This window comes from Veillonella tobetsuensis, from assembly GCF_002959935.1.
In the GTDB taxonomy this organism is placed as follows: domain Bacteria; phylum Bacillota; class Negativicutes; order Veillonellales; family Veillonellaceae; genus Veillonella; species Veillonella tobetsuensis.
The window spans coordinates 2,501-24,412 of record NZ_PPDF01000012.1 but is presented as its reverse complement, the minus strand read 5'-3'; the positions used below and the strand labels follow the sequence as shown (position 1 = coordinate 24,412).

The window sequence follows — 21,912 nt, the reverse complement described above, 5'->3', positions numbered from 1 at the left end:
CTTATATCCCCCCTATAGTCAAGGAAATTTCCATACCAAATATTTCACTAAAATAGATGGAGTCACGATTAAAGGTCCACCATTCAAGAGAGATATTTTCCTTGGTTCTAATGTGAACAACCAATTCTTTATCTTTTTCCTCAATACGTATAGCTTCTATTTTTTGATTGCTTCCTGCATCTAATGCACAAGCTACGCGTACAATGGCTACTAGCTTTGTGACCTGTATTTTTTGTAATTCTGTAAGAACTTTAAAATATTCATCATCATCTGAAGGTGTACCCTTGTAATGGTAATACACTACATTCGCTACAACTTGTTTTTCTTCTTCTGAAAGACCAAATATATCGGTTCCCATTACAATATGATACGCATGCTCTCCATGATTTCTAAGGCTTATAAATTTACCGACAGAACATAAAATCGCTGCTATACGGCACAAATACCCCCATCGTTCTGGTAAACCTTTATGACGAAGTGCATTACAGAATTCCAAACTAAAACGTTCAACCTCTCTATCATGTACGGCATCCGTATGATAACGAGCCGCTATAGCACGGGCCAAATCTGTATTTTGCTCACGCAATTGATACATATAAGGATGGTTTTGCGTTTCTACACCATAAAACCAACTAATACCTTGAGAGAATGAATAACTACTAAAAATTAAGGCTTCAGGATTAATAGCACTAATAATTTCAGAGAAAAAAATCATAGTAGGCATTAAAATATTAGCCTTAAACTCTGGAATCTTATAGCGATTGACTAGTTTTGTAGCCGTAATACCATCAAAGGAATTCATAAGATCATTAAACTGTTGAGGATCAATAGAAATGATTTGCTCACTATTACTATATCCCATCAACTGCAACACTAAGCGAGCCTCATCACCAGAGAAAATAATATTTTTAATATTAAACCTCTGCAATTCTTCCCGTAACGGACTAATCATGCGATGTAAGTATTCAGTAATGGCTGTACTAAAGGATATAGAAGCACGTTGGTTACGGTTAAAAGACTCCATAACACGTAGTGAACCACTATGCATATTTTGTTGGAACAATAGTGATTTGCCTTTCCAAGCAGTTAAACCGACCCCACCGGACGTGATATCTGCAAATAGACAAGCCGTACTGTCATCCGTAGCCTTATGATGATACATCATTTCATAATATAACAAGGCATATTTAAAATAAACTTCTTTAGGCATGTCTATAACTTCTACACGCATACCTGTTTGAATAAAAATCTGATCTAAAATAGCCCTTCGATTAGTGGCTTCACGGATAACAGTTGTACCATACAAGCGACATCTAGATACATTATAATCTGCCATTAATTGTTTGTAGCCTTTTAAAATATCACAGATTTCTTCAATTGTTTTAAAACTAAGGCGAGATGTTTGAAATAACTCCTCCCCAAAGGTTACTTCCCGTGCAGCATAATCGATAACACGCACTTCATCAATACTTTTATATTCTAATATGGTAATACTCATGCTACTAGAGCCAACATGCAAAATCGCATATCGAAGCACTTTAGCCAATGTCATAACTACCTCCTACTGAGGGGACCACTCAATTTGTAACTGACGCTTATATTCCTTTTTAAAGGCTTTTGCCAATCGTTCAACAGCACCTTTTATTATGGATATATCACGGCTAGATGGATAGTGCACTATCAACTGAACATCATCAGGACTAATGCGACTTTCAAGATGTGTAATCAACTGCTCATGACTTTCATCAAGAGCTTCAGCAATAGCAAGAATTATAGATAATTTCTTCCCTATCGCTTTCTGCTCATCATCCAACAATTGCCCATACAAAAAGTTTTTATACTCTTTTGGTTTTAAACCATGAGAGTTCATCACAAGAAAAGCACTAAAAGCCTGTTCAATATGAGTAATTCCGTATAAATTGCTATTAACTAACATATAACACCCATGACGAGCATGGCTATAATAGTTCACCCGTTTTCCGATATCATGTAACAAAGAAGAAACTTGCAAACAACGGCGCAATGCAGTATCACCTTTGTGTAATGGTTGCCATTGGTCATATAAGATATCGGCTAATTTGCCGACATGTTTAGCATGAATTAATTCGTATCGAGTCATTCCTAGCAGCACATTTTCTGCAGAATGGATAAGGATATCTGGAATGATTGGATTTCCTCCTAAATAGGCTTGCCCATAATAGTCGTAAAACAACCCTTCACGAAGACCTGAGCCTCCTACAACAAGAGTTTTGCAATTTATATAATTGAACAACTCATATACAATTGTCATACCGGCAATAATAATATCCGCCCGTTCTGATGAAAGGCCATTGATTTTTTTACGTTGTGCTAATGGTTTGGATTTAACCTCATCTAACAATTCTGTAAAACGGTGATAGGGTATTTCATAATTGTGCAATTTAGTAATAGGATATGATAATTTTCGTTGATCCATTTTCGCAATATTACGAGCTGTACCACCAATACCTAATAGAGGCTTTTTAACATTTTTAAGCCATGGATGTTCCTCTATGGCTTGCTTAATAGCCTTCACCATTTTATTGTATTCTTTGTCTGTAAATTCTTCGCCTTTCTGATAGGTTCCTGTTAAAGTCAAAGCACCTATTGGTAAGCTAACAGATTTCTCAATTTGTCTATTTCTTACCAAAGTCACCTCTGTACTAGCGCCGCCTAAATCAAAGATAACAAAATCCTTAAGGCCAATTGTATTAATAACACCAAGGAAACCTAAGCGAGCCTCTTCAACACCGGAAATACATTCTAATTCAAGACCTGTATCTTGTTTTACAAGATTGATAAATTCATCACCATTATTTGCTAAACGGACTGCAGCGGTAGCAACAGCCTTAATCGTATCGACCTCAAAAGCTTTAGCCATATGAACATACGATTGTAATGATACTAATGCACGATTCATAGCTTCTTGTGTTAGCTTATGATCACCCCACATATTTTCACTCAACCGAATCGAGTCTTTTTCTTGATAGAGTAAACGATAACTACCCGTATCTGATATTTCATAAATAACGAATCGAACTGAGTTCGATCCTAAGTCAATAAATGCTATGCGTTCCATCTTATCATCCTTTTTCAAGTCCAAACATATATAGACTATATATTGTTAGTATACCATAGAAAAACGCGATTCCTTCAATGAAAGAATCGCGTTCACTATGTAACTATATATTAAATAACTTTAATTTGATAGTATTTACAAATATAGCTATTCTATTCTATTTTATTTAATACCAAATACGCGCTTACCATTTTCATAAGCGATTGCGGCAAACTCATCTGCATCCATACCTTTTAAAGCAGCAATTTCTTCTGCTACAAATTGAGTCTTACTAGGGTCATTGCGTCGACCTCTATACGGAGGTGGCGTCAAATAAGGAGAATCTGTTTCTATAAGGATTCGATCCAATGGTACTTGTTTAGCAACTTCTTTTAGGTTAGTAGATTTTGGGAATACCACCGGGCCTGCAAAGGAGATATAAAACCCCATTTTAATAGCCTCTTTAGCCATTTCCCAACTACCTGAATAACAATGGAAAATTCCCCAATTATCCTTTCCTTCATTGCGCAAGATATTCATAATATCACCATGAGCATCGCGATCATGGATGATAATAGGCAAATTAACCTCTCGAGCTAACTCAAGCTGACGTATAAAGACCTTCTTTTGCGTTGGTCTATCAGAGAAATCATAGTAATAATCAAGGCCGATTTCACCGATAGCACGCACCTTATCATTGTGCAAGGCTAACTCTTTAAAATATTCGTAGTCATCATCAGTAAAATCTTTTGCTTCGTGAGGATGTGTCCCTACTGCAGCATATAAACGGTCATCAGTTTCAGCCAATGCAACACCTGATTCAACAGTTTGTCTATCTACACCAGGAATCATAATATATTCAATGCCTGCATCGAAACAAGCTTGTAACATCTCAGCTCTATCGTTATCAAAACGATTATCGTTAATATGTGCATGTGTATCAAAGAGTTTCATTATTTTACAATGCTCCCTGCTGGTAATGATTCAATATTGGTAACTTCTAAATGTTCTTCCCAATCAGAAGCGGATAAAATCATACCATAAGATTCTATGCCCATCATCTTTTTAGGGCTCAAGTTTGCTAAGTAAATTACCTTTTTACCAACCATAGATTCTGGCTCGTAATATTGAGATATACCACTGAGTACGGTGCGTTCTTCAAGGCCAATATCCAATACAAATTTCAATAATTTTTTAGACTTAGGTACTTTTTCACAGCTAACAACCTTAGCGACACGAAGATCCAATTTTTCAAAATCATCATAAGTGATATTTTCTTTTAATGGTGGAACATTAGATGTATCAACAGTTTCTTCTACTTCTTCTGTTACAGTAACGGTTTCTACCATTTCTGGAATTTCAAAGCGAGGATAAATTGGTTCACCTTTTACTACCTTAGTACCCGTATTAATAGCGCCCCAACTGCGAACATCATCTAACTGTACTTGTTCAAAGCCAGACAATCCTAATTGTTCCCAAATTTTTGGTGCCCCTACTGGAATAACTGGACTTACGAGAACTGCGATGATACGTAAGCTTTCAGCAAGATGATACATAACAGATTGCAAACGTAGAACATCTACATCTTCAGAACTCTTAGCTAATACCCACGGCATCGTTTCATCGATGTATTTGTTCATACGACCGATGAAAGCCCAAACAGTTTTAAGAGCCTTATTTAACTCCATAGCCTCCATTTGTGCTTCAAAATCAGCTACAGTTTGTTCTGCTAAGGAAGAAATTTCCTTATCTAACGCGTCTATATCATCAGTTTTTGTAATAACACCATCGTGATATTTTTCAATCATCGCAATGGTACGATTCAAAAGGTTCCCCAAATCATTAGACAAATCTGCATTAATTTTTGTAACAAAATTAGGTAATGTGAAATTGCCATCATTGCCAAGTGTAATTTCACTCAACAAGTAATAACGCAAAGAGTCTGCACCATAGGTCTCAATCAATGGAATTGGATCAATAACATTACCAAGAGATTTACTCATCTTAGTACCATCTACAATCATCCAGCCATGACCAAATACCTTTTTAGGCAATGGCAACTCAAGGCTCATGAGCATCATCGGCCAAATAATAGTATGAAAACGTACAATTTCCTTACCAACTAGATGAAGATCAGCGGGCCAGAATTTTTTATACAATTCTCCATCTCCATCAAATGGATGTAAGGCACTAATATAGTTTACTAATGCATCAAACCAAACATATACAACATGCTTAGGGTCAAATGGTAATTTGATACCCCAGTCAAATGATGTACGAGATACGGCTAAGTCCTCAAGACCTTGTTTTACGAATTGAATCATTTCATTACGGCGAGATTCAGGTTGAATAAAATCAGGGTTCTCTTCAATGAACTTGAGCCATTGCTCAGTATATTTACCAAGTTTAAAGAAATAACTTTCCTCTTTAACACGCTCTACAGGGCGACCGCAATCCGGACAAGTATGATTTTCACCAAGCTTTTGTTCAGTCCAGAAGGATTCACAAGGTGTACAGTACCAACCTTCGTATTCAGCCTTGTAAATATCACCTTTTTCATAGGCCTTTGTAAATAGTTCTTGTACTACCTTTTCATGTCGTTCATCAGTGGTACGAATAAAATCATCATTGGAAATATGCATTTTTTCCCATAATGCTTTAAAACCATTTACGATATTAGTCGTATATTCTAAAGGTGTAATACCTTGTGCCTCAGCAGCGCGTTGGATTTTCTGACCATGTTCGTCAGAACCAGTCAAGAAACGTACATCATAACCAGCTAAACGTTTGAAACGTGCAATTGTATCGGCAACAGATGTACAGTATGTATGACCAATATGCAGTTTAGCACTAGGATAATAAATTGGAGTTGTAATATAATATGTCTTTTTTGTATCGCCCATCATAATCTCCTTCTATTCAGCACTTGTGAAAGTGTTATCGTTCTACAATATTATAAACCTCACGGCGTGAAACGCCAAAACGTTTTGCTACTTCGCGAATAGCTTCCTTCTTTGGCAATCCTAAATCTACCAACTCAGCTACCGCCTCTTCGTAAGACATAGATTGCTGCGGAACTTCATCAATAGCCTCACCAGTTTCACTACCACCTATGACAAGAACGAATTCTCCTTTATACGTAATTTTCTCTAAATCATTGCAAATAGATGATAAATCACTACGCAAAAAGGTTTCAAACTTCTTAGTAAGCTCCCTAGCAATCGTAATCGGTCGATTACCAAAGGCGTCGTACATATCCTGGAGCACCTCCTGTAAACGATGAGGGGCTTCATAAAATATAAGCGTTCCCCTTTGTTTTGCCATAAGCTGAAGGGCATCATTTCGATGTTTACCACGTTTTGGTAAAAATCCAAAGAATGTAAATTGCTTAGTGTCTAAATCAGATGCAATCAGTGCTGTTAAGGCTGCATTAGCCCCTGGTAAAGGCACAACAGATATATGATGTGCAATGGCCTTTGACGCTAGGTCAGCACCGGGATCAGATATAGCAGGCATGCCCGCATCACTGACACAAGCAATATTCTTACCGTCTAACAGCATGTCAATAATGGCATTTCCCTTTTCTTCTTTATTATGTTCATGATAAGAAATCAAAGGCTTGCTAATGTCAAAATGTTTTAATAATATACCCGTATGACGCGTATCCTCCGCAGCAACAGCATCAACTTCACCCAGTATGCGTACAGCGCGATACGTCATATCCTCTAGATTACCAATGGGCGTAGGCACTAAATACAAGGTGCCCTTGTTATTTTCGTTCATACCAACGAGACACCTCCTCCGTGTACACATTAGATTGGCTATATACGATAAGTGGAGGCTCAACAGTTAAACCTTGAGCTCCACCTTTTATGGCTTCAAGCAAAACAATTTTAGCAGGCTTATAAAGCATGCCGTGAACCATACGCAACCGTTTTACTGCAAATCCGGTAACTGTTAATGCGTTCACAAGCTCTAATAGACGAGGGGCGCTATACACCATCCATAAATGCCCCTTATTTTTGATTAATCTCGATGCACTATTACAAACATCCTCAATAGTCGTACACCTATCATGCAAGGCTAAACACAAATTATTATCATCGGGCATCTCACCTTTTCGATGGTCAAAATAAGGTGGATTGACCAATACACCATCAAATGGTTTAGATCCAAACTGATGATAATTCATTGTGCGATAGTCACCATGTATAATCGATACTACATCAGATTTATGATTGTAGGTAACACTGCGTTCAGCCATCTGAGCCACTACATCATTAATTTCAACGCCTGTTATATGCCCAGCACCTAAGGATGTACCGATTAAAGGAAGTACACCTGTGCCCGTGCCTAAGTCTATATAACGATGCCGATGATTAAATCGACAAAAATGTACGAGTGCAATGGCGTCAAAGGAAAAGCGAAATTGGTCTTGCCGCTGATATATCTTTAAATTATCGATAATCAAATCATCAAGTTGTTCTTGATTATTCATCTGGTAATGCCACATCCGACCATTTTAAATCAATAGTTCTACCGGCCTCTAATTGGACCTTAACAGTATGTTTGTGGTGATTTACCTTTAGAACCTTGCCAATGCCTTCATCAGTAACCACTTCTTTTCCAATGCCTGGCGGTTCTACATCTTGAGCTGAAAGATTGCGATCTTTCTTTACATACAAATCGCCACCTTTTTTATATAAATCGTCTTCATAATTCAAGCAGCACATCAGGCGACCACATACGCCAGAAATTTTTGTAGGGTTCAAACTTAAATTCTGATCCTTAGCCATACGAATGGATACAGGAGAAAAATCACCTAGAAAATTAGAACAACATAAAGGTCTGCCACAGGCGCCAATACCATTTAATACCTTCGCCTCATCGCGAACGCCTACTTGTCTCAATTCAATACGCGTTCTAAATACTGTAGCCAAATCCTTTACGAGTTCACGGAAATCAATACGACCATCTGCAGTAAAGAAGAATACAATTTTATTCATATCAAATGTATACTCTACATTGATTAATTTCATAGGCAGTCTACGTTTAGCTATTTTTTCTAAGCAAATTGCATAGGCCTTTTCTTCCCGCTCCTCATTTTTCTCTAATTGTTGCAAATCCTTTAGTGTTGCTTTACGCATTACTTGCTTAACAGGCATCACCAAATTATCTTTTGAAACCTCTTTTGGTCCGATTACAACCGTACCATATTCAACGCCACGCGCTGTTTCTACAATGACACCGTCATCAATCATTAAAGCTTCATCACCTGGTAAAAAATAATAAATTTTACCGGCCTTTTTAAATCGTACACCAACGATGGTTACCATTTAAACCTCCTCACGAGCATTGTGAAGGGCGATGCTAAGACCGTCCACCACGAGAGCAATTTTTATGTGTAACCGCAAGGCCTGTTCCGCTCGCAATGTTTCATGTGATACAGTTGCTAAAGCGGTCATTGTCCACTGCGGTAATAATTCTAATAATGTTGCTTTATGCATAGGAACTTGAAGTTGCTCAATAGTAGCTCCACACTTTAAGGCCATCATGTCGCGACTTATTAATCGTAACCAATGCATTAATTCTAATGCATCCTCACGAGTCAAAGACTCACACCAAACTGCAATTTTGGAGAACCATCGTGCATCAGTGCCCAAAGTACGCATCCATTTAACAGCTAACTCTAGCATAGTAATTGTTCCCTGTTGCAATAGAGATTCTACAACAGCAGGATTACCATGCCCCATGAAAATAGCTTCATCTATATTTCCTGTAACACCACGTTTTTCTAATGCAAGGCGTATGCTTTCATCCGATACAGGTTGAAATCCAACACCCATACAGCGTGAAATAATCGTTGGTAGTACAAGGTTAATCTTATTCGTAATAATAATGAAGTACACCTGTGCAGGTGGTTCTTCAATCGTTTTTAACATGGCATTAGCCATGATAGCATTGGCTGCATGAAAGTCTTCAATAATAACGACGCGGTTACCTAATCCAGCTACGGAAAGATGGTCTTGTAACAGGCTATACCATTGCTCTACCTTTAAGGTTGATTTCATGGGCCGAATCCAAAATGCATCCCCCTTATCCATATAAATTGGTAAGCCTTCCGCCTCTATTTTCTTTTCACTTTCACCATTAGCAATACGTGCGGATTTTACTGCCTCTAAATATTCAGTGCCATTATGACCTGAAAAAACTTGTCGTCCCAAAATAAGTGATGCTAGACCTATTGCCATATCGAGCTTACCAAGTCCAGACTCTCCATAAAACAACAAGCTATGCGGTAATGTTTGCCGTTTTACCAATTCAGTTAGGTGGTTTTTAATCGTATCTTGACCGATTACATTATCAAAATATGTCATAATTCCTCCTATCCTGTCCAATATTACTATTATATAGGAAAATGGCGACTTTTTAAAGAGCCGCCATTTTCAAAGACCAGTAGTTTCGCCTATTTCAATAGACCTTTTACCACATCATATATATCATTATGAATTGATTCTATACTACGCATAGCAAAATTCTCACTATCATCTTTTTGAGTGCATGAAATTCGATGCCATTGATAGCGATTTACCAATTCATCATACGCATCATGAACCGATTGTAAATACGTGCGATTACCCTCGTGTATGTCCCCTGTCTCACCACCAGTTTTACCAGTTCGCTCGGACATCAATGCTTCTGTTACCTCTAAAGGCACATCTAGCAAACAAACCACATCTGGACGTGGTAGTCCGAACTTAACAAATTCAAAATCTTCAAGCCATTCTAAAAATTGAATTCGTGCATCAGTATCAGTGTATTTCACCATTTGATGAACCATATTTGATGTCGTATAACGATCTGCAATAATAATACCACCATCATTATAAAATGATTCCCAGTCCATTCTAAAAGAAGCAAAACGATCTATGGCATACATGGTACTTGCCACATAAGGGTTTACTGCATCCACCTCTGTACCAAATTGCCCAGATAAGTACATTTTAATAGGCATAGATGCATCACTTTCATAATTCGGAAAGCTAACACTACACACGCGATGGCCTTCCTCCTGTAATCGTTCTACTAAACGCTTTGTTTGCGTAGCTTTGCCACTACCATCTCCGCCTTCTAATATGATTAAAGTCCCCATAATTACTCCTGTAACACCCAGATTGTTTCTAATGTCATATCATCGGCTCCATTCGGTACATAACCTAAAGCCTTTCTATTCTCTATATATTGTAACACAGAAGCACTAATCTCTTCACCTACGGCTACACAAGGAATTCCTGGTGGATAATAGGCTATAGTCTCCCCAACAATACGATGTAATGCTTCACTTAACGGAACCTGCTCACGATGAGCATACATAGCATTACGAGGAGTTACACGAACGACTGGCTCAGGTAATAGAGCTGAATCTTTACTAAGCACATCAAAATTAACTTCTAAGGTATGGTCAGTTGTATATGAACCATTTAATACTTCATCACTTACAGATCGAACAGCCTTGATAAGAGCATCTACGGAATCTTTAGTGTCACCAATGGTGATAAGTACTAGCACATGATTAGCTTGCACTAACTCCACCTCAATGTGATTCTCTCGCAACATTCGTTCAAAAACAACACCAGTAAGACCTAATTCTTTAGCATCGATTACTACCTTGGTACAGTCATAATTTACAACTTGATTTTGAATATCCGAGTATTCCATAGTTGTAATACCAGGAATCTTATGTAGCTCATTTCTTAAATATAGGCTCAATTCTACAGTACGACTTACTAGCTCCTTACCTGCCATAGCTAATTGATGGCGTGCCATATCTAAGGATGCAAGAAAAATATAGTTAGGGCTCGTACTCTGTAACATTTGATGCATCTGAATAATACGGCGCTTATTAATACGCTCACCTTGACCTAGTAACCATGATGTTTGAGTTAATGAACCTACTGACTTATGCGTACTTTGTGCCACTAAATCAGCGCCAGCCTCGATAGCACCAATAGGTAATGCTTCAGCAAAAGGTAAATGAGGGCCGTGAGCTTCATCAACAAGGACTATTAATCCCCGTTTGTGAGCTTCTTGTACGATATTTACAATATCTACACCTACACCATAATAGTTTGGATACACTAAGAGAATCGCCTTAGCCTCTGGATGAGCATCCATGGTTTTAATAGCATCTTCCACTGATACACCTAAAGGGATACCCCACCAATCATCAAATTGGCAATCCATATATACAGGCTTTGCCCCTGAAAGAACGAGCCCACTAATTACTGAGCGATGTGCCTCTCGGGGGATAATAATTGTTTCATCTGGCCCTACGGTTCCCATAATCATCGCTTCAATTAAAGCGGTTGTGCCATTAATAGAGAACCAGCAATCATCAGCTCCATATAATTCAGCAGTTAAGTCTTGTGCCTCTTTTAATGATCCCTCTGGTTCATGTAGATCATCTAGAGCATACATAACCCCTAAATCATATGGCAGTGCTGCTCCCATCCAGTCTTTTAGTAACTGAGGCGCTTCAACACCAATCTTATGACCAGGTGTATGAAAAGGCACAAAATGTTGTTTCTTATATGATTCTAAAGCCTCTACAAAAGGCATTTTTTCTTGATTGCTCATATATACCTCGTAAAAAGGGCATGAATCTCAATGAGACTCATGCCCTTATGCATGTTATTTATCGCTGTGGACGACGCTTAGGATTAAACTGATTCATACCTTTGTCTATGCCCACCTCTAAGGTGCCTAATACAGCTTTTACTGTGTCTTTGATACCTTTTTGTACTTTCTCTTGATTTTCTTCACTAAATGGTGCTAACACGTGATCAATGACGGTCCATTGTGGTAATGGACGACCAATACCTACGCGAAAACGCGGAAAATTTTCTGTTCCTATATGGGAGATTAAAGATTTAATCCCATTATGCCCACCAGAACTACCATTTGGTCGAATACGTAATTTGCCTACCGGTAAATCCATATCATCATAAATGCAATACACATCAGATGGATCAATCTTATAGTACCGCATCAATGGACCTACAGACTCACCACTTGCATTCATAAATGTTTGAGGCTTTACAAGCAATACCTTCTCACCAGCTACATTAATACTGCACACCTCTGCCTTTTGTTCTTCCCTCCAAGGAGTGTGAGAAACGCTATCTGCAATGGCATCGATGACCATAAATCCAATATTATGTTTTGTCGCTTCATATTGCTTGCCTGGGTTACCAAGGCCTACTACTAACTTCAAGAATCACCTATTATTTATCAAATAAATTACTTACTGAAACTTCATGAAAGATACGCATAATTGCTTCGCCCAATAATGGCGCTACAGATAGTTGCGTTACATTGTCTAATTTGCAATTTTCTGGTAATGGCATTGTGTTTGTTACGATAAGCTCTTTAATGTTGGAGTTTGCAATGCGTTCACTTGCTGGATCTGTTAATACAGCATGGGTAACAGCAGCCATAACAGATTTAGCACCAAATTCTTTTAATGCTTTAGCACCTTCTACAAGAGAACCTGCTGTATCTACAATATCATCAACGATGATACAGTTTTTGCCTTTTACATCACCAATGAGGTTCATAACTTTAGCTACACCTGGTTCAGGGCGTTTTTTCTCGATGATTGCAATTGGCGCACCAATGCGGTCAGCCAAATCACGAGCTCTTGTAACACCGCCAAGATCTGGTGATACTACAATAACATCTTCAATATTTTTTTCATTAATGTATTTAGCTAAAATGGATGCACCATATAAATGATCTACTGGCACATCGAAGAAGCCTTGAATTTGACCTGCATGCAAGTCAATTGTTACAAGACGTGTAATACCAGAAGTTTGCATCAAGTTTGCTACTAATTTTGCAGTAATTGGCTCACGACCACGAGTTTTGCGGTCTTGGCGAGCATAACCGTAGTAAGGAACTACAGCTGTAATATGACGAGCAGAAGCACGTTTTAACGCATCAGCCATAACCATTAATTCCATTAAATTATCGTTTACAGGATAGCTAGTTGGTTGAATGATAAATACATCTTTGCCACGTACGCTTTCATCAATCATAATTTGTACTTCGCCATTATTAAAGCGGCCTACAAACGCTTCACCTAAAGGCAAACCTAAATAATCACAAATTTCCTTTGCCAACTCTGGATTTGCGTTACCTGTGAAAATCTTAAGTTTTTTGCCGTCTTCAAATGCCATTTTGATACCCTTTCATTTCTCCGTAATCTTAGTTAGTTACTCAATGTATATGTAACGAAATATTACAGATATACAACCTTATTGCCTTATTATTGTATACTATTTTTCCTATCTTGTGTGAAAAATTTTTAATAAATTCCTATTTCTTTTTGAAAGTATCGTCTGTAACCCAATTTTCTTTCACAATTTGCTTGCTACGACCTACTGCTAATGCCTTATCTGGAACATTTTTAGTAATCGTAGAACCTGCACCTACATAGCTATAATTACCAATTGTAACAGGTGCTACCAAATTGCTGTTACAGCCTACAAATGCGCCATCACCGATAGTTGTACGATGCTTGATTTTTCCGTCATAATTTACCGTAATTGTACCGCAACCGATATTGACACCAGAACCTACATCGCTATCGCCAATATAGGATAGATGAGGGAATTTGGTGCCTTCCCCAACATTGGAATTTTTAACCTCAACGAAATTACCAATATGAACCTTGTTGCCAATAACCGTATTAGGACGCAAATGAACATATGGACCAATATCTACGCCATCTTTTACTTCGCAGTCATGACCATAGGTAAAATGAATTACTGTATTATTGCCAACAGTTACATTCGTCAAGCGTGTATGAGGTCCAATTTCACAGTTTTCACCAATCACCGTATTGCCTTCTAAAACGGTACCAGGATGTAGAATTGTATCAGCCCCCACAGTAACCTCTGGTGCTACATAGGTATTGTCAGGATCAATAATCGTTACACCAGCGGTCATTAATTCTACATTTTTACGATGTTTTAAAATAGATTCTGCTTCAGCCAATTGCAAGCGAGAGTTTACCCCTAACGATTCTTCAAAATTTTCAGTCATATAAGCGCTTACTTTATCGCCGCCATTTACGAGAATACCAACCACATCTGTAATATACAGTTCACCTTGTGCATTATCGTCGGATAATAGGCTAAGACAAGGCCATAGTTTTTTACTATCAAAAGCATACATACCAGTATTAACTTCTTGTACAGCTAACTCTTCTGGTTTGCCATCCTTTTGTTCTACAATGCGTACCACATGACCTTGTTCGTTACGAATGATACGACCATAACCTGTTGGATCTGGCATATGGGCCGTTAAAATTGTAGCCGCTGCTCCAGATGCAGTATGCTCTTTTAAAAGAGCTTCTAAACTTTCCTTAGTTACGAGTGGCGTATCCCCACACAACAATAAAATAGTGCCATCAAAAGATCCTAATACAGGTTCTGCCATTTTTACTGCATGACCTGTACCATTTTGCTCTTCTTGACGTACAAATTCAGCACGACCTTCTAGATAGTCTTGTACTGCATTACCACCAAAGCCAACGATAACAACATCCTTATCGGTCCCAAGAGATTGAACAGTTTCTAGAACGCGTTCAACCATAGCTTTACCGCCAACTTTATGAAGTACCTTTGGCAATTTGGACTTCATCCGTGTCCCCTTACCAGCTGCTAAAATAAGACTTGCAATATTCATAGTAAACTCCTATCTATCAATCGTATCAAATACAGGTTCAATGTGAATTTCATTTGTACTTTCATCAATGCCATGGAACGTAAATAGTGATTCATAATTATTGATTAACTTAGGACTAGGTTCTGCAGTAGCAACAAGAACGCCAGTTCCCACAACCTTACCATTCATTTCATGAACAAGTTCTGTAAGCCCTTTTGCAGTGCCGCCAGCCTTCATGAAATCATCAATAATTAGCACCTTCGCATTTTGTGGAATAGCGCGTTTAGTTAATGTCATCGTTTGAATTCGACCAGATGAACCCGTTACATAGTTAATACTAATGGCAGATCCTTCTGTAACCTTACTATCACGACGCGCGATGACAAGTGGCTTGTTGAAAGCCCTAGCTACCATAACCGCCAAAGGAATCCCTTTTGTTTCTACCGTCAAAATATAATCAGGATTGCGATCTACAAAGCGAGTCATAATAATTTCGCCTAACCGAGTCATCACATGCCAATCATACAAAATATCCGACATATAAATAAATCCACCGGGAATAATACGATCTGGTTCACGCAAACGTTGCTGCACATCGCGTAGGATTTCATTGGCCTGCTCGCCTTTTCGATGAGGTATGAATCGAACACCGCCAGCTACCCCCGCTACCGTTTCTAGAGTACCCAACTGAAAATGTTCCATCGATTGACGGACACAGGTTAAATCTTCACTTACTGTAGATTTCGCCATTCCGAAAAAATCACAAAAATAATTAAGAGATATAAGTTTTTGTGGAGAATCGACTAATAATTTAGTCATTGCCACCATTCTTTCAACACGTCGAACTTTATTCATAAGCCTTCCTTTGCTGAATACTCGATTTATATTGATACTTTTATTATACCATGAATCTCCGAATATTCGTATTTTATCAAGATAAATAATTCGGAGATAAATATAGCTATTGCAATCAAAAAACTCTAGCCTAATGACTAGAGTTTTTCAATTTGAGATTATAGAATTTACAAAATATATACCGTCACGTTTTGTCGACCAAACTGTAGTGCATCATATCTAGAGTCAAAAGCTAAATCGATACGATGACCTTTAATAGCTCCACCTACATCATCAGCGATGGCATAGCCATAACCTTCAACATACATTTTTGTACCTAAAGGTATAATTTTAGGATCAACGGAGACGATACCTTTTTTTAAACGACTACCTGTAGCCGTATAATTACCATTACCAGGATCCTGTGAGCTATACGCCGTAGCATGCATTGTTATAGCTCTCGTATATTTACTAGGCGCACCCTTTGTATATTGGGAATAGCTAGACCCTTTTGAACCTTTTTCTAAAGCACTCATTGTAGCAGGTCCTACTCGCCCATCTACAGCCAAACCTTTTGATTTTTGGAATTTTCGTACTGCCAACTCAGTATTACGTCCAAAAATACCATCCGCTGAATCCTTAAGATAGCCTTGCTGCACTAACATAGTCTGAACTTTTTGCACATGATGACCACGCTGTCCCTTATCAATTGTTTTTGCTTGCGTGAAAGCCATCATATTAGTCATACATAACACAGTACATATTATTACTGCTTTTCTTATCATGTACATTCCCCTTCATTGCTTTCATTAGCAATTATGATATACCCCGATATGGCATTCTTTACGTTTTGCTCCAACTATACGCAAGAATATATAACCAACAATAGCGGAAATAATTGAACCAATCAATACGCCACCCTTAGCCATTTCTTGTGCATGACCTGGATCAAAGGCTAGAATAGAAACAAAGATACTCATTGTAAAACCAATGCCACAAACAATAGATGTGCCATATATAAATTTCCAGTTTGCTTCTGCAGGCATAGGCACAAGACCTAATTTAATCATACCAAACATGGCACCAAAAATACCGATTTGTTTACCTAAAATAAGACCAAGAGTAACACCAAGTACTACGGGATGTGTCAAATCAGCCACGCTAAATCCACCAAGGTGAACACCAGCATTAAAGAATGCAAAGATTGGAACTATGACGAAACTTACCCAATTAGATAAGAAATGTTCCCAATGACGCATTGGTCTAACATATTTACGACCAATCTTACCTCGATCTGGAATTGTCATAGCTAAAATTACACCCGCCATGGTAGCATGTAAGCCAGAGCGAAGAATGCAATACCATAAAATAATACCAAGAATAATATACGACAAAGAACGAACATAACCAGCTCGATTACAATAAATCAAAAGACCTGTTACGATAATCGCAGCCATTAAATAGAAAACATTAAGATGTGCGGCATAGAAAATTGCAATAACAATAATCGCAATTAAGTCATCAATAACTGCCAAAGCGGTTAAGAAAACCTTCATAGAATTTGGAACTCGTGATCCTAATGCAGTGATAACACCAATTGCAAAAGCAATATCCGTGGCTGTTGGAATAGCCCATCCATGAATATATTCAGGATCAAAACCAGCAATTAAATAATAAATAAAAGCTGGTATAAGTACACCAAATAAAGCTGCCACACCAGGCATAATACGTTTAGCATTGGTATTAAGTTCACCACTTACTAATTCACGTTTTACTTCTAATCCTACAAAGAGAAAGAATATTGCCATTAATGCGTCATTGACCCACTCCATAGCAGTTAATGGCCCCAATTGTAGATTAACTAGTGACATATATTGTGTCGCCATTGGAGAATTAGCAACAATTAAGGCAATAAGTGTAGCCCCTAGTAAAACAGTAGTAGCTGCACCAGGAGAACGTAAAAATACAAATATCCGTTCCATATGATTCCTTCCTAATATACTTCACTCACTATTTATTTCTAGCTGTTCTAATTTTATAAGCAACTGCCAAAACAGTAGCCCCTAACAAACCAGATATAATAGATCCTATAAAAATACCAATTTTAGACATTTCTTGCGTCACACCTGGCGGAAATGCCAGCGTCGCAACAAATAAACTCATAGTAAAACCAATACCACAAACGATGGCTGTACCATAAATTTCTGGCCAAGTTGTATTGGTAGGCATCTTGATAATCTTAGATTGCACCAATACATAAACAGCAGAAAAAATACCAAACTGTTTACCAAGAATAAGACCTAATGAAACACCTAAAACCACAGGATGGAAAAGATGATCTACAGAAACATCAGAAAATGATACACCGGCATTTAAAAAGCTAAATATAGGAATAATTAAAAAATTAACCCAATTTTTTAGCTTATCTGCCCATGCATGCATAGGATACACTTTTTCACCATCAAGTGTTCCTGAATAGGGTATAGTCATTGCTAGAACAACACCAGCAATTGTGGCATGAACACCCGACTTTAATACAAAATACCAAAGAACAGAGCCCAATACACCATATAGCACAGGACGTACATATCCTTGTTTATTTGTGTACCAAAGAGCACCAGTTACAACAGCTGCTGCCATTAAATGCGGAAAATCCACACCAGCTCCATAAAATATGGCAATAACAACGATAGCAATTAAATCATCAATAACGGCTAATGCTGAAAGAAAGGCTTTCATCGCCTGTGATACACGCTTTCCAAGCATCATAATAACACCTATAGCAAAGGCGATATCTGTAGCGGTTGGAATCCCCCATCCATGAGTATATTCAGGAACAGAGCCAGCGATTAAAAAATATACCAGAGCAGGCGTTACAACCCCTGCAAATGCAGCCAGCACAGGTAATAACCGTTTTGAGTTAGTATTTAACTCACCAGAAATCATTTCAGTCTTAATTTCAATCCCCACATAAAGGAAGAATAAGGCCATCAAGCCATCATTTACCCATTCCAATATATCCATAGGACCTAAATATATATTCATGAACGAGAAATACTGTCCAGCTATAGGAGAATTTGCTGTAATTACGCCGAGAATAGCAGCAACTAACAGCATAATACCGCCAGATGATTCAGACTGAATAAATGCTTTAATATATTTCATAATAACTACCACTTTCTGAATCGTAAATATTAATACAGTTATTTGTACATAAAAAATCTCATATATATATATTATTATATCATTTTAGTTCGAAATCAATCAATAAACTAATGATGAAGCACGCTGAATAGATCCATGAAGAATATAATAACTTAATGATTAAATCCTCTAATTAAAGAAATAAAAAATACAACTAGAGGAATAGTTAAACAAATACCTGCTATAGTATTTGTAACTGGATTGGACCAAAGTGGCATAATAAATCCAAGTAATACTAAGGTACCACAACAGATTGGTGTACGCCAAACATGTTTTATCTCAGCCGATACTTTAGATTCTGTAGCACTAGCTCTGCCAAATTTCTTTTTAATAGTCATAATAATACCAGTCACAATGCCTACAATAAGAACAATATCCCAGATGGCCCATAATATTTTAAGAGCCATGGTATTATGATTATGAATATGGAGATTAATCATTGTAGTCATGCCCGTAAAATACCAGGGGATATTTTTTGTAGAATACATATCCTTAGTAGAATCAGTATATAAATTAGCATAGACTGGTTGGCCCAAGAACATAGCTGGATCATCATCATTTTCAGCACCTAAATAAAATGCATAATGATGATCATTAAATTTAGATGGATAATCTATAGATATAAGCTGACGATCTGGGTATGCTTTCATAATTCGAGAGATAGCTTCAGATGGTTGTAAAATGTCAGATTGACCAACTGAAAGTTCTTGCTTTGCAGTGTGTAGTACATCTGCATTATAGCTGTCATTAGCAATAAAAAATCCACCTATCCATACACCTGTAATACATAAGATAAATCCCCATACAGTAGCAACCATAGCAAATTCTCGGTGTAATGTACTTAATTTCATATAGTTAGACAATACAGTAGATTTGGCAAAGCTTTTACGAAATGGACCATATAAAAAAACACCAGAAATAATAGATAACCCACATACTAAAGATAAAATCGTTACAATATAAATTCCTGTTTTACCAAGGTCTAATCGTGTATGTAGTTGATGAAGTGTGTGTAATACACTTCGAACCCAAGGATGTGCAGGCGTTTCATGATGCGTAGTAATAAGCCCCTTTGTTTCAGGATTATATAATACATAATCCCCTCCCATCCCCATACGCGCTGGAGGTGCTACAGTTGCGGAAGAATCAATAATACGATACCGTAAAATATGTGCAGCCCCCATAGCTGGAGAAATATTTAAAATATCCTTAGACGGATATTTTTCTTTCACTAATAGGGCACCTTCATCAGCATAATTAAAAATAGATATTTCTTGTTGGCTCATCGCCATTGATAACGAGGAATGATGTGACCCTCCTTGAGCCCATGCATTTAATTCAGTTCGGAACATGAGAATAAGTCCTGTAATACAAAACATTAAGAAAAATAGCACAGAAACTATAGATAACCATTTATGAATTTTATAAATTTTTGACATACATATGCCTCCTTCCTCATTATTTTATACATCTATTTTGATATCAATACAATACAGAAACCACTATGGGTATAGAGTATATAAACAAGCTCCACTTGAATGTATATATTATAGTATGATACAATATGTACATCATGCGGGCGTAGTTCATCGGTAGAATGCGAGCTTCCCAAGCTTGAGAGGAGGGTTCGATTCCCTTCGCCCGCTCCACCCTAAATAGCCATGATGTGATGTACATCATGGCTATTTTTCTTAATTTATGTATAATATTTATCAAATAATCCTATTTATTATTCTGGAGGACACATATGAAATTAAGCGCAAGAAATCAATTAAAAGGAACTATTATTGAAATAAACGAAGGTGCCGTTAATGCTATTGTAAAAATTAATGTAGGTAATGATAATATCATAACTGCAGATATTACACTTCAATCTGTAAAAGAATTAGAGTTAGAGGTAGGTAAAGAAGTTATTGCTGTTATCAAATCTACAAGTGTAATGATTGGTGTTGAATAAGTAAAAAAAGAGTTGCCTAGGCAGCTCTTTTTTTACGACTTCCTATCACACTCGCCCATGGCAACATATAATACATTATGCCAGTGTACAGACTAAACTATGGGGCTTCGTCGAACCTGATGCAATGGACGTACGCGTCACTGCGCTCCTTTACGCCCTATTGCCCTAGGTTTCACACGCCGTCTGACACGGACACTTAGTTAGATAATACCTCTACAATCTTGGCTGGAGACGGCTCTAGTAGGTATGAAAGCTGTGCTCGTTAGAGCACAAAAATAGAGGGCCAACCCTTTAGGGTTGACCCTCTATTTCGTCAATCAGCGAGTTCTCATGTAAGGTTCTTCTCTCCAGGATACTGGTTGTTCGTCGCTGTGGATGGCCTTATGTAGCTTCGCTACATGTCCATCTTACGCTCCGAACTAAGCGATGCAGTGAATCTGTCGTCGCTTCGCTTCTCCATCTTCTACTGCCCTGCTTACCAGGTACCCTGGGAGGATAGGAAGTCATACAACAAAAAAAGACACACCCTCAGGTGTGCCTTTAAGCAATCAGCGACTTCCTATCCTCCCAGGCCGTCTCCAGCCAAGTACTTTCGGCGTTTATGAGCTTAACTACTGTGTTCGAGATGGGAACAGGTGGACCCTCATAGCTATCGCCACTGAATCTGTCAGAGTTTGTACTCTGAAAACCACATAGAAGTTATATATATTTGTTGCACTAGAAATTCTAGACTAATTTATTTTCGTCGTCAGCTGTAGATTTTGTTTCACAAAATCTTACGCTGCGACATAAGCGATTACGCGCAATGTATGCGTCGCAATGCTCCTTTACATTGGCTACACTGCTTAAGTAAAGCCCTCGATCTATTAGTACCAGTCAGCTCCAAACCTCACGGCTCTTCCACACCTGGCCTATCAACCATGTCGTCTACATGGGATCTTACTAGCTTATGCTATGAGAAACCTCATCTCAAGGCTGGTTTCACGCTTAGATGCTTTCAGCGTTTATCCGTCCCGAACGTAGCTACCCAACTGTACCCTTGGCAGGATAATTGGTACACCAGCGGTTCGTCCACTCCGGTCCTCTCGTACTAGGAGCAGCCCCCTTCAAG

The 21,912-nt window shown here is 38.0% G+C and carries 19 protein-coding genes, 1 tRNA gene and 2 rRNA genes (1 of these 22 running past the window's edge); 2 read left to right on the top strand and 20 right to left on the bottom strand.

The window, feature by feature from the left end; translation table 11 throughout:
* Position 1: 1 nt before the first annotated feature.
* The 18 genes from VTHSUH11_RS06035 to VTHSUH11_RS05950 form a co-directional block, all read right to left on the bottom strand.
* Positions 2-1,552 (bottom strand): Ppx/GppA phosphatase family protein, encoded by a 1,551-nt coding sequence (locus VTHSUH11_RS06035; protein ID WP_105093001.1) that lies wholly within the window; start codon positions 1,550-1,552, stop codon positions 2-4.
* Positions 1,553-1,561: 9 nt separating this feature from the next.
* Positions 1,562-3,097 carry a Ppx/GppA phosphatase family protein gene (locus VTHSUH11_RS06030; RefSeq protein WP_105093000.1) on the bottom strand — a complete coding sequence of 512 codons (1,536 nt, stop codon included), beginning with the start codon at positions 3,095-3,097 and terminating at the stop codon, positions 1,562-1,564.
* A gap of 162 nt (positions 3,098-3,259) precedes the next feature.
* On the bottom strand, positions 3,260-4,030 hold the full coding sequence (locus tag VTHSUH11_RS06025) for a TatD family hydrolase (RefSeq protein ID WP_105092999.1): 771 nt from the start codon (positions 4,028-4,030) through the stop codon (positions 3,260-3,262).
* A complete protein-coding gene (metG, locus tag VTHSUH11_RS06020; protein ID WP_105092998.1) occupies positions 4,030-5,979 on the bottom strand; it encodes a methionine--tRNA ligase in 1,950 nt (649 codons plus the stop codon). Before metG ends, VTHSUH11_RS06025 begins: the two co-directional genes overlap by 1 nt.
* Before the next feature lie 34 nt (positions 5,980-6,013).
* On the bottom strand, positions 6,014-6,859 hold the full coding sequence (gene rsmI, locus VTHSUH11_RS06015; RefSeq protein ID WP_105092997.1) for a 16S rRNA (cytidine(1402)-2'-O)-methyltransferase: 846 nt from the start codon (positions 6,857-6,859) through the stop codon (positions 6,014-6,016).
* Positions 6,846-7,574 (bottom strand): tRNA1(Val) (adenine(37)-N6)-methyltransferase, encoded by a 729-nt coding sequence (locus VTHSUH11_RS06010; protein WP_105092996.1) that lies wholly within the window; start codon positions 7,572-7,574, stop codon positions 6,846-6,848. Before VTHSUH11_RS06010 ends, rsmI begins: the two co-directional genes overlap by 14 nt.
* On the bottom strand, positions 7,567-8,412 hold the full coding sequence (locus VTHSUH11_RS06005; RefSeq protein WP_105092995.1) for a PSP1 domain-containing protein: 846 nt from the start codon (positions 8,410-8,412) through the stop codon (positions 7,567-7,569). Before VTHSUH11_RS06005 ends, VTHSUH11_RS06010 begins: the two co-directional genes overlap by 8 nt.
* Positions 8,413-9,453 carry a hypothetical protein gene (locus VTHSUH11_RS06000; RefSeq protein WP_105092994.1) on the bottom strand — a complete coding sequence of 347 codons (1,041 nt, stop codon included), beginning with the start codon at positions 9,451-9,453 and terminating at the stop codon, positions 8,413-8,415.
* 89 nt (positions 9,454-9,542) lie between these two features.
* Positions 9,543-10,229 carry a dTMP kinase gene (locus tag VTHSUH11_RS05995; protein ID WP_105092993.1) on the bottom strand — a complete coding sequence of 229 codons (687 nt, stop codon included), beginning with the start codon at positions 10,227-10,229 and terminating at the stop codon, positions 9,543-9,545.
* A 2-nt stretch (positions 10,230-10,231) separates the two neighbouring features.
* Positions 10,232-11,713, bottom strand: coding sequence for an aminotransferase class I/II-fold pyridoxal phosphate-dependent enzyme (locus VTHSUH11_RS05990; protein WP_105092992.1), 1,482 nt, complete (start codon positions 11,711-11,713; stop codon positions 10,232-10,234).
* Between the two features lie 58 nt (positions 11,714-11,771).
* Positions 11,772-12,350, bottom strand: coding sequence for an aminoacyl-tRNA hydrolase (gene pth, locus VTHSUH11_RS05985; protein ID WP_005378490.1), 579 nt, complete (start codon positions 12,348-12,350; stop codon positions 11,772-11,774).
* Between the two features lie 10 nt (positions 12,351-12,360).
* Positions 12,361-13,314, bottom strand: coding sequence for a ribose-phosphate diphosphokinase (locus VTHSUH11_RS05980; protein ID WP_105092991.1), 954 nt, complete (start codon positions 13,312-13,314; stop codon positions 12,361-12,363).
* A gap of 139 nt (positions 13,315-13,453) precedes the next feature.
* Entirely contained in the window at positions 13,454-14,827 is a 1,374-nt protein-coding gene (gene glmU / locus VTHSUH11_RS05975; protein WP_105092990.1) for a bifunctional UDP-N-acetylglucosamine diphosphorylase/glucosamine-1-phosphate N-acetyltransferase GlmU, read from the bottom strand.
* Between the two features lie 9 nt (positions 14,828-14,836).
* Positions 14,837-15,661 carry a pur operon repressor gene (gene purR, locus VTHSUH11_RS05970; protein ID WP_105092989.1) on the bottom strand — a complete coding sequence of 275 codons (825 nt, stop codon included), beginning with the start codon at positions 15,659-15,661 and terminating at the stop codon, positions 14,837-14,839.
* Between the two features lie 167 nt (positions 15,662-15,828).
* The gene (locus VTHSUH11_RS05965; protein ID WP_059361786.1) at positions 15,829-16,425 is read right to left on the bottom strand and encodes a 3D domain-containing protein; all 597 of its coding nucleotides are present in this window, start codon (positions 16,423-16,425) and stop codon (positions 15,829-15,831) included.
* Positions 16,426-16,449: 24 nt separating this feature from the next.
* Complete coding sequence (nhaA, locus tag VTHSUH11_RS05960; RefSeq protein ID WP_105092988.1) at positions 16,450-17,622, bottom strand: Na+/H+ antiporter NhaA; 1,173 nt, start codon at positions 17,620-17,622, stop codon at positions 16,450-16,452.
* A gap of 28 nt (positions 17,623-17,650) precedes the next feature.
* Positions 17,651-18,805, bottom strand: a complete 1,155-nt coding sequence (gene nhaA / locus VTHSUH11_RS05955; RefSeq protein ID WP_059361782.1) for a Na+/H+ antiporter NhaA — start codon at positions 18,803-18,805, stop codon at positions 17,651-17,653.
* Between the two features lie 152 nt (positions 18,806-18,957).
* A complete protein-coding gene (locus tag VTHSUH11_RS05950) occupies positions 18,958-20,283 on the bottom strand; it encodes a PepSY-associated TM helix domain-containing protein (RefSeq protein WP_105092987.1) in 1,326 nt (441 codons plus the stop codon).
* 136 nt (positions 20,284-20,419) lie between these two features.
* On the opposite strand from VTHSUH11_RS05950, the gene VTHSUH11_RS05945 reads away from it, so the two are divergent.
* Together VTHSUH11_RS05945 and VTHSUH11_RS05940 are read left to right on the top strand one after the other, a co-directional pair.
* Positions 20,420-20,493, top strand: a tRNA-Gly gene (locus VTHSUH11_RS05945).
* 98 nt (positions 20,494-20,591) lie between these two features.
* Positions 20,592-20,801: a TOBE domain-containing protein gene (locus tag VTHSUH11_RS05940; protein ID WP_059361778.1), complete on the top strand. Its 210-nt coding sequence runs from the start codon at positions 20,592-20,594 to the stop codon at positions 20,799-20,801.
* Positions 20,802-21,347: 546 nt separating this feature from the next.
* Here the strand turns inward: VTHSUH11_RS05940 and rrf are convergent.
* Positions 21,348-21,464, bottom strand: a 5S ribosomal RNA gene (rrf, locus tag VTHSUH11_RS05935).
* Positions 21,465-21,647: 183 nt separating this feature from the next.
* Positions 21,648-21,912, bottom strand: a 23S ribosomal RNA gene (locus VTHSUH11_RS05930) (its annotated part continues 2,500 nt past the right edge of the window); the annotation flags it as partial.

Coding starts and splice junctions, on each gene's coding strand:
- VTHSUH11_RS06035 (WP_105093001.1), bottom strand. CDS start 1,552: ATGACATTGGCTAAAGTGCTTCGATATGCGATTTTGCATGTTGGCTCT.
- VTHSUH11_RS06030 (WP_105093000.1), bottom strand. CDS start 3,097: ATGGAACGCATAGCATTTATTGACTTAGGATCGAACTCAGTTCGATTC.
- VTHSUH11_RS06025 (WP_105092999.1), bottom strand. CDS start 4,030: ATGAAACTCTTTGATACACATGCACATATTAACGATAATCGTTTTGAT.
- metG (WP_105092998.1), bottom strand. CDS start 5,979: ATGGGCGATACAAAAAAGACATATTATATTACAACTCCAATTTATTAT.
- rsmI (WP_105092997.1), bottom strand. CDS start 6,859: ATGAACGAAAATAACAAGGGCACCTTGTATTTAGTGCCTACGCCCATT.
- VTHSUH11_RS06010 (WP_105092996.1), bottom strand. CDS start 7,574: ATGAATAATCAAGAACAACTTGATGATTTGATTATCGATAATTTAAAG.
- VTHSUH11_RS06005 (WP_105092995.1), bottom strand. CDS start 8,412: ATGGTAACCATCGTTGGTGTACGATTTAAAAAGGCCGGTAAAATTTAT.
- VTHSUH11_RS06000 (WP_105092994.1), bottom strand. CDS start 9,453: ATGACATATTTTGATAATGTAATCGGTCAAGATACGATTAAAAACCAC.
- VTHSUH11_RS05995 (WP_105092993.1), bottom strand. CDS start 10,229: ATGGGGACTTTAATCATATTAGAAGGCGGAGATGGTAGTGGCAAAGCT.
- VTHSUH11_RS05990 (WP_105092992.1), bottom strand. CDS start 11,713: ATGAGCAATCAAGAAAAAATGCCTTTTGTAGAGGCTTTAGAATCATAT.
- VTHSUH11_RS05980 (WP_105092991.1), bottom strand. CDS start 13,314: ATGGCATTTGAAGACGGCAAAAAACTTAAGATTTTCACAGGTAACGCA.
- glmU (WP_105092990.1), bottom strand. CDS start 14,827: ATGAATATTGCAAGTCTTATTTTAGCAGCTGGTAAGGGGACACGGATG.
- purR (WP_105092989.1), bottom strand. CDS start 15,661: ATGAATAAAGTTCGACGTGTTGAAAGAATGGTGGCAATGACTAAATTA.
- VTHSUH11_RS05965 (WP_059361786.1), bottom strand. CDS start 16,425: ATGATAAGAAAAGCAGTAATAATATGTACTGTGTTATGTATGACTAAT.
- nhaA (WP_105092988.1), bottom strand. CDS start 17,622: ATGGAACGGATATTTGTATTTTTACGTTCTCCTGGTGCAGCTACTACT.
- nhaA (WP_059361782.1), bottom strand. CDS start 18,805: ATGAAATATATTAAAGCATTTATTCAGTCTGAATCATCTGGCGGTATT.
- VTHSUH11_RS05950 (WP_105092987.1), bottom strand. CDS start 20,283: ATGTCAAAAATTTATAAAATTCATAAATGGTTATCTATAGTTTCTGTG.
- VTHSUH11_RS05940 (WP_059361778.1), top strand. CDS start 20,592: ATGAAATTAAGCGCAAGAAATCAATTAAAAGGAACTATTATTGAAATA.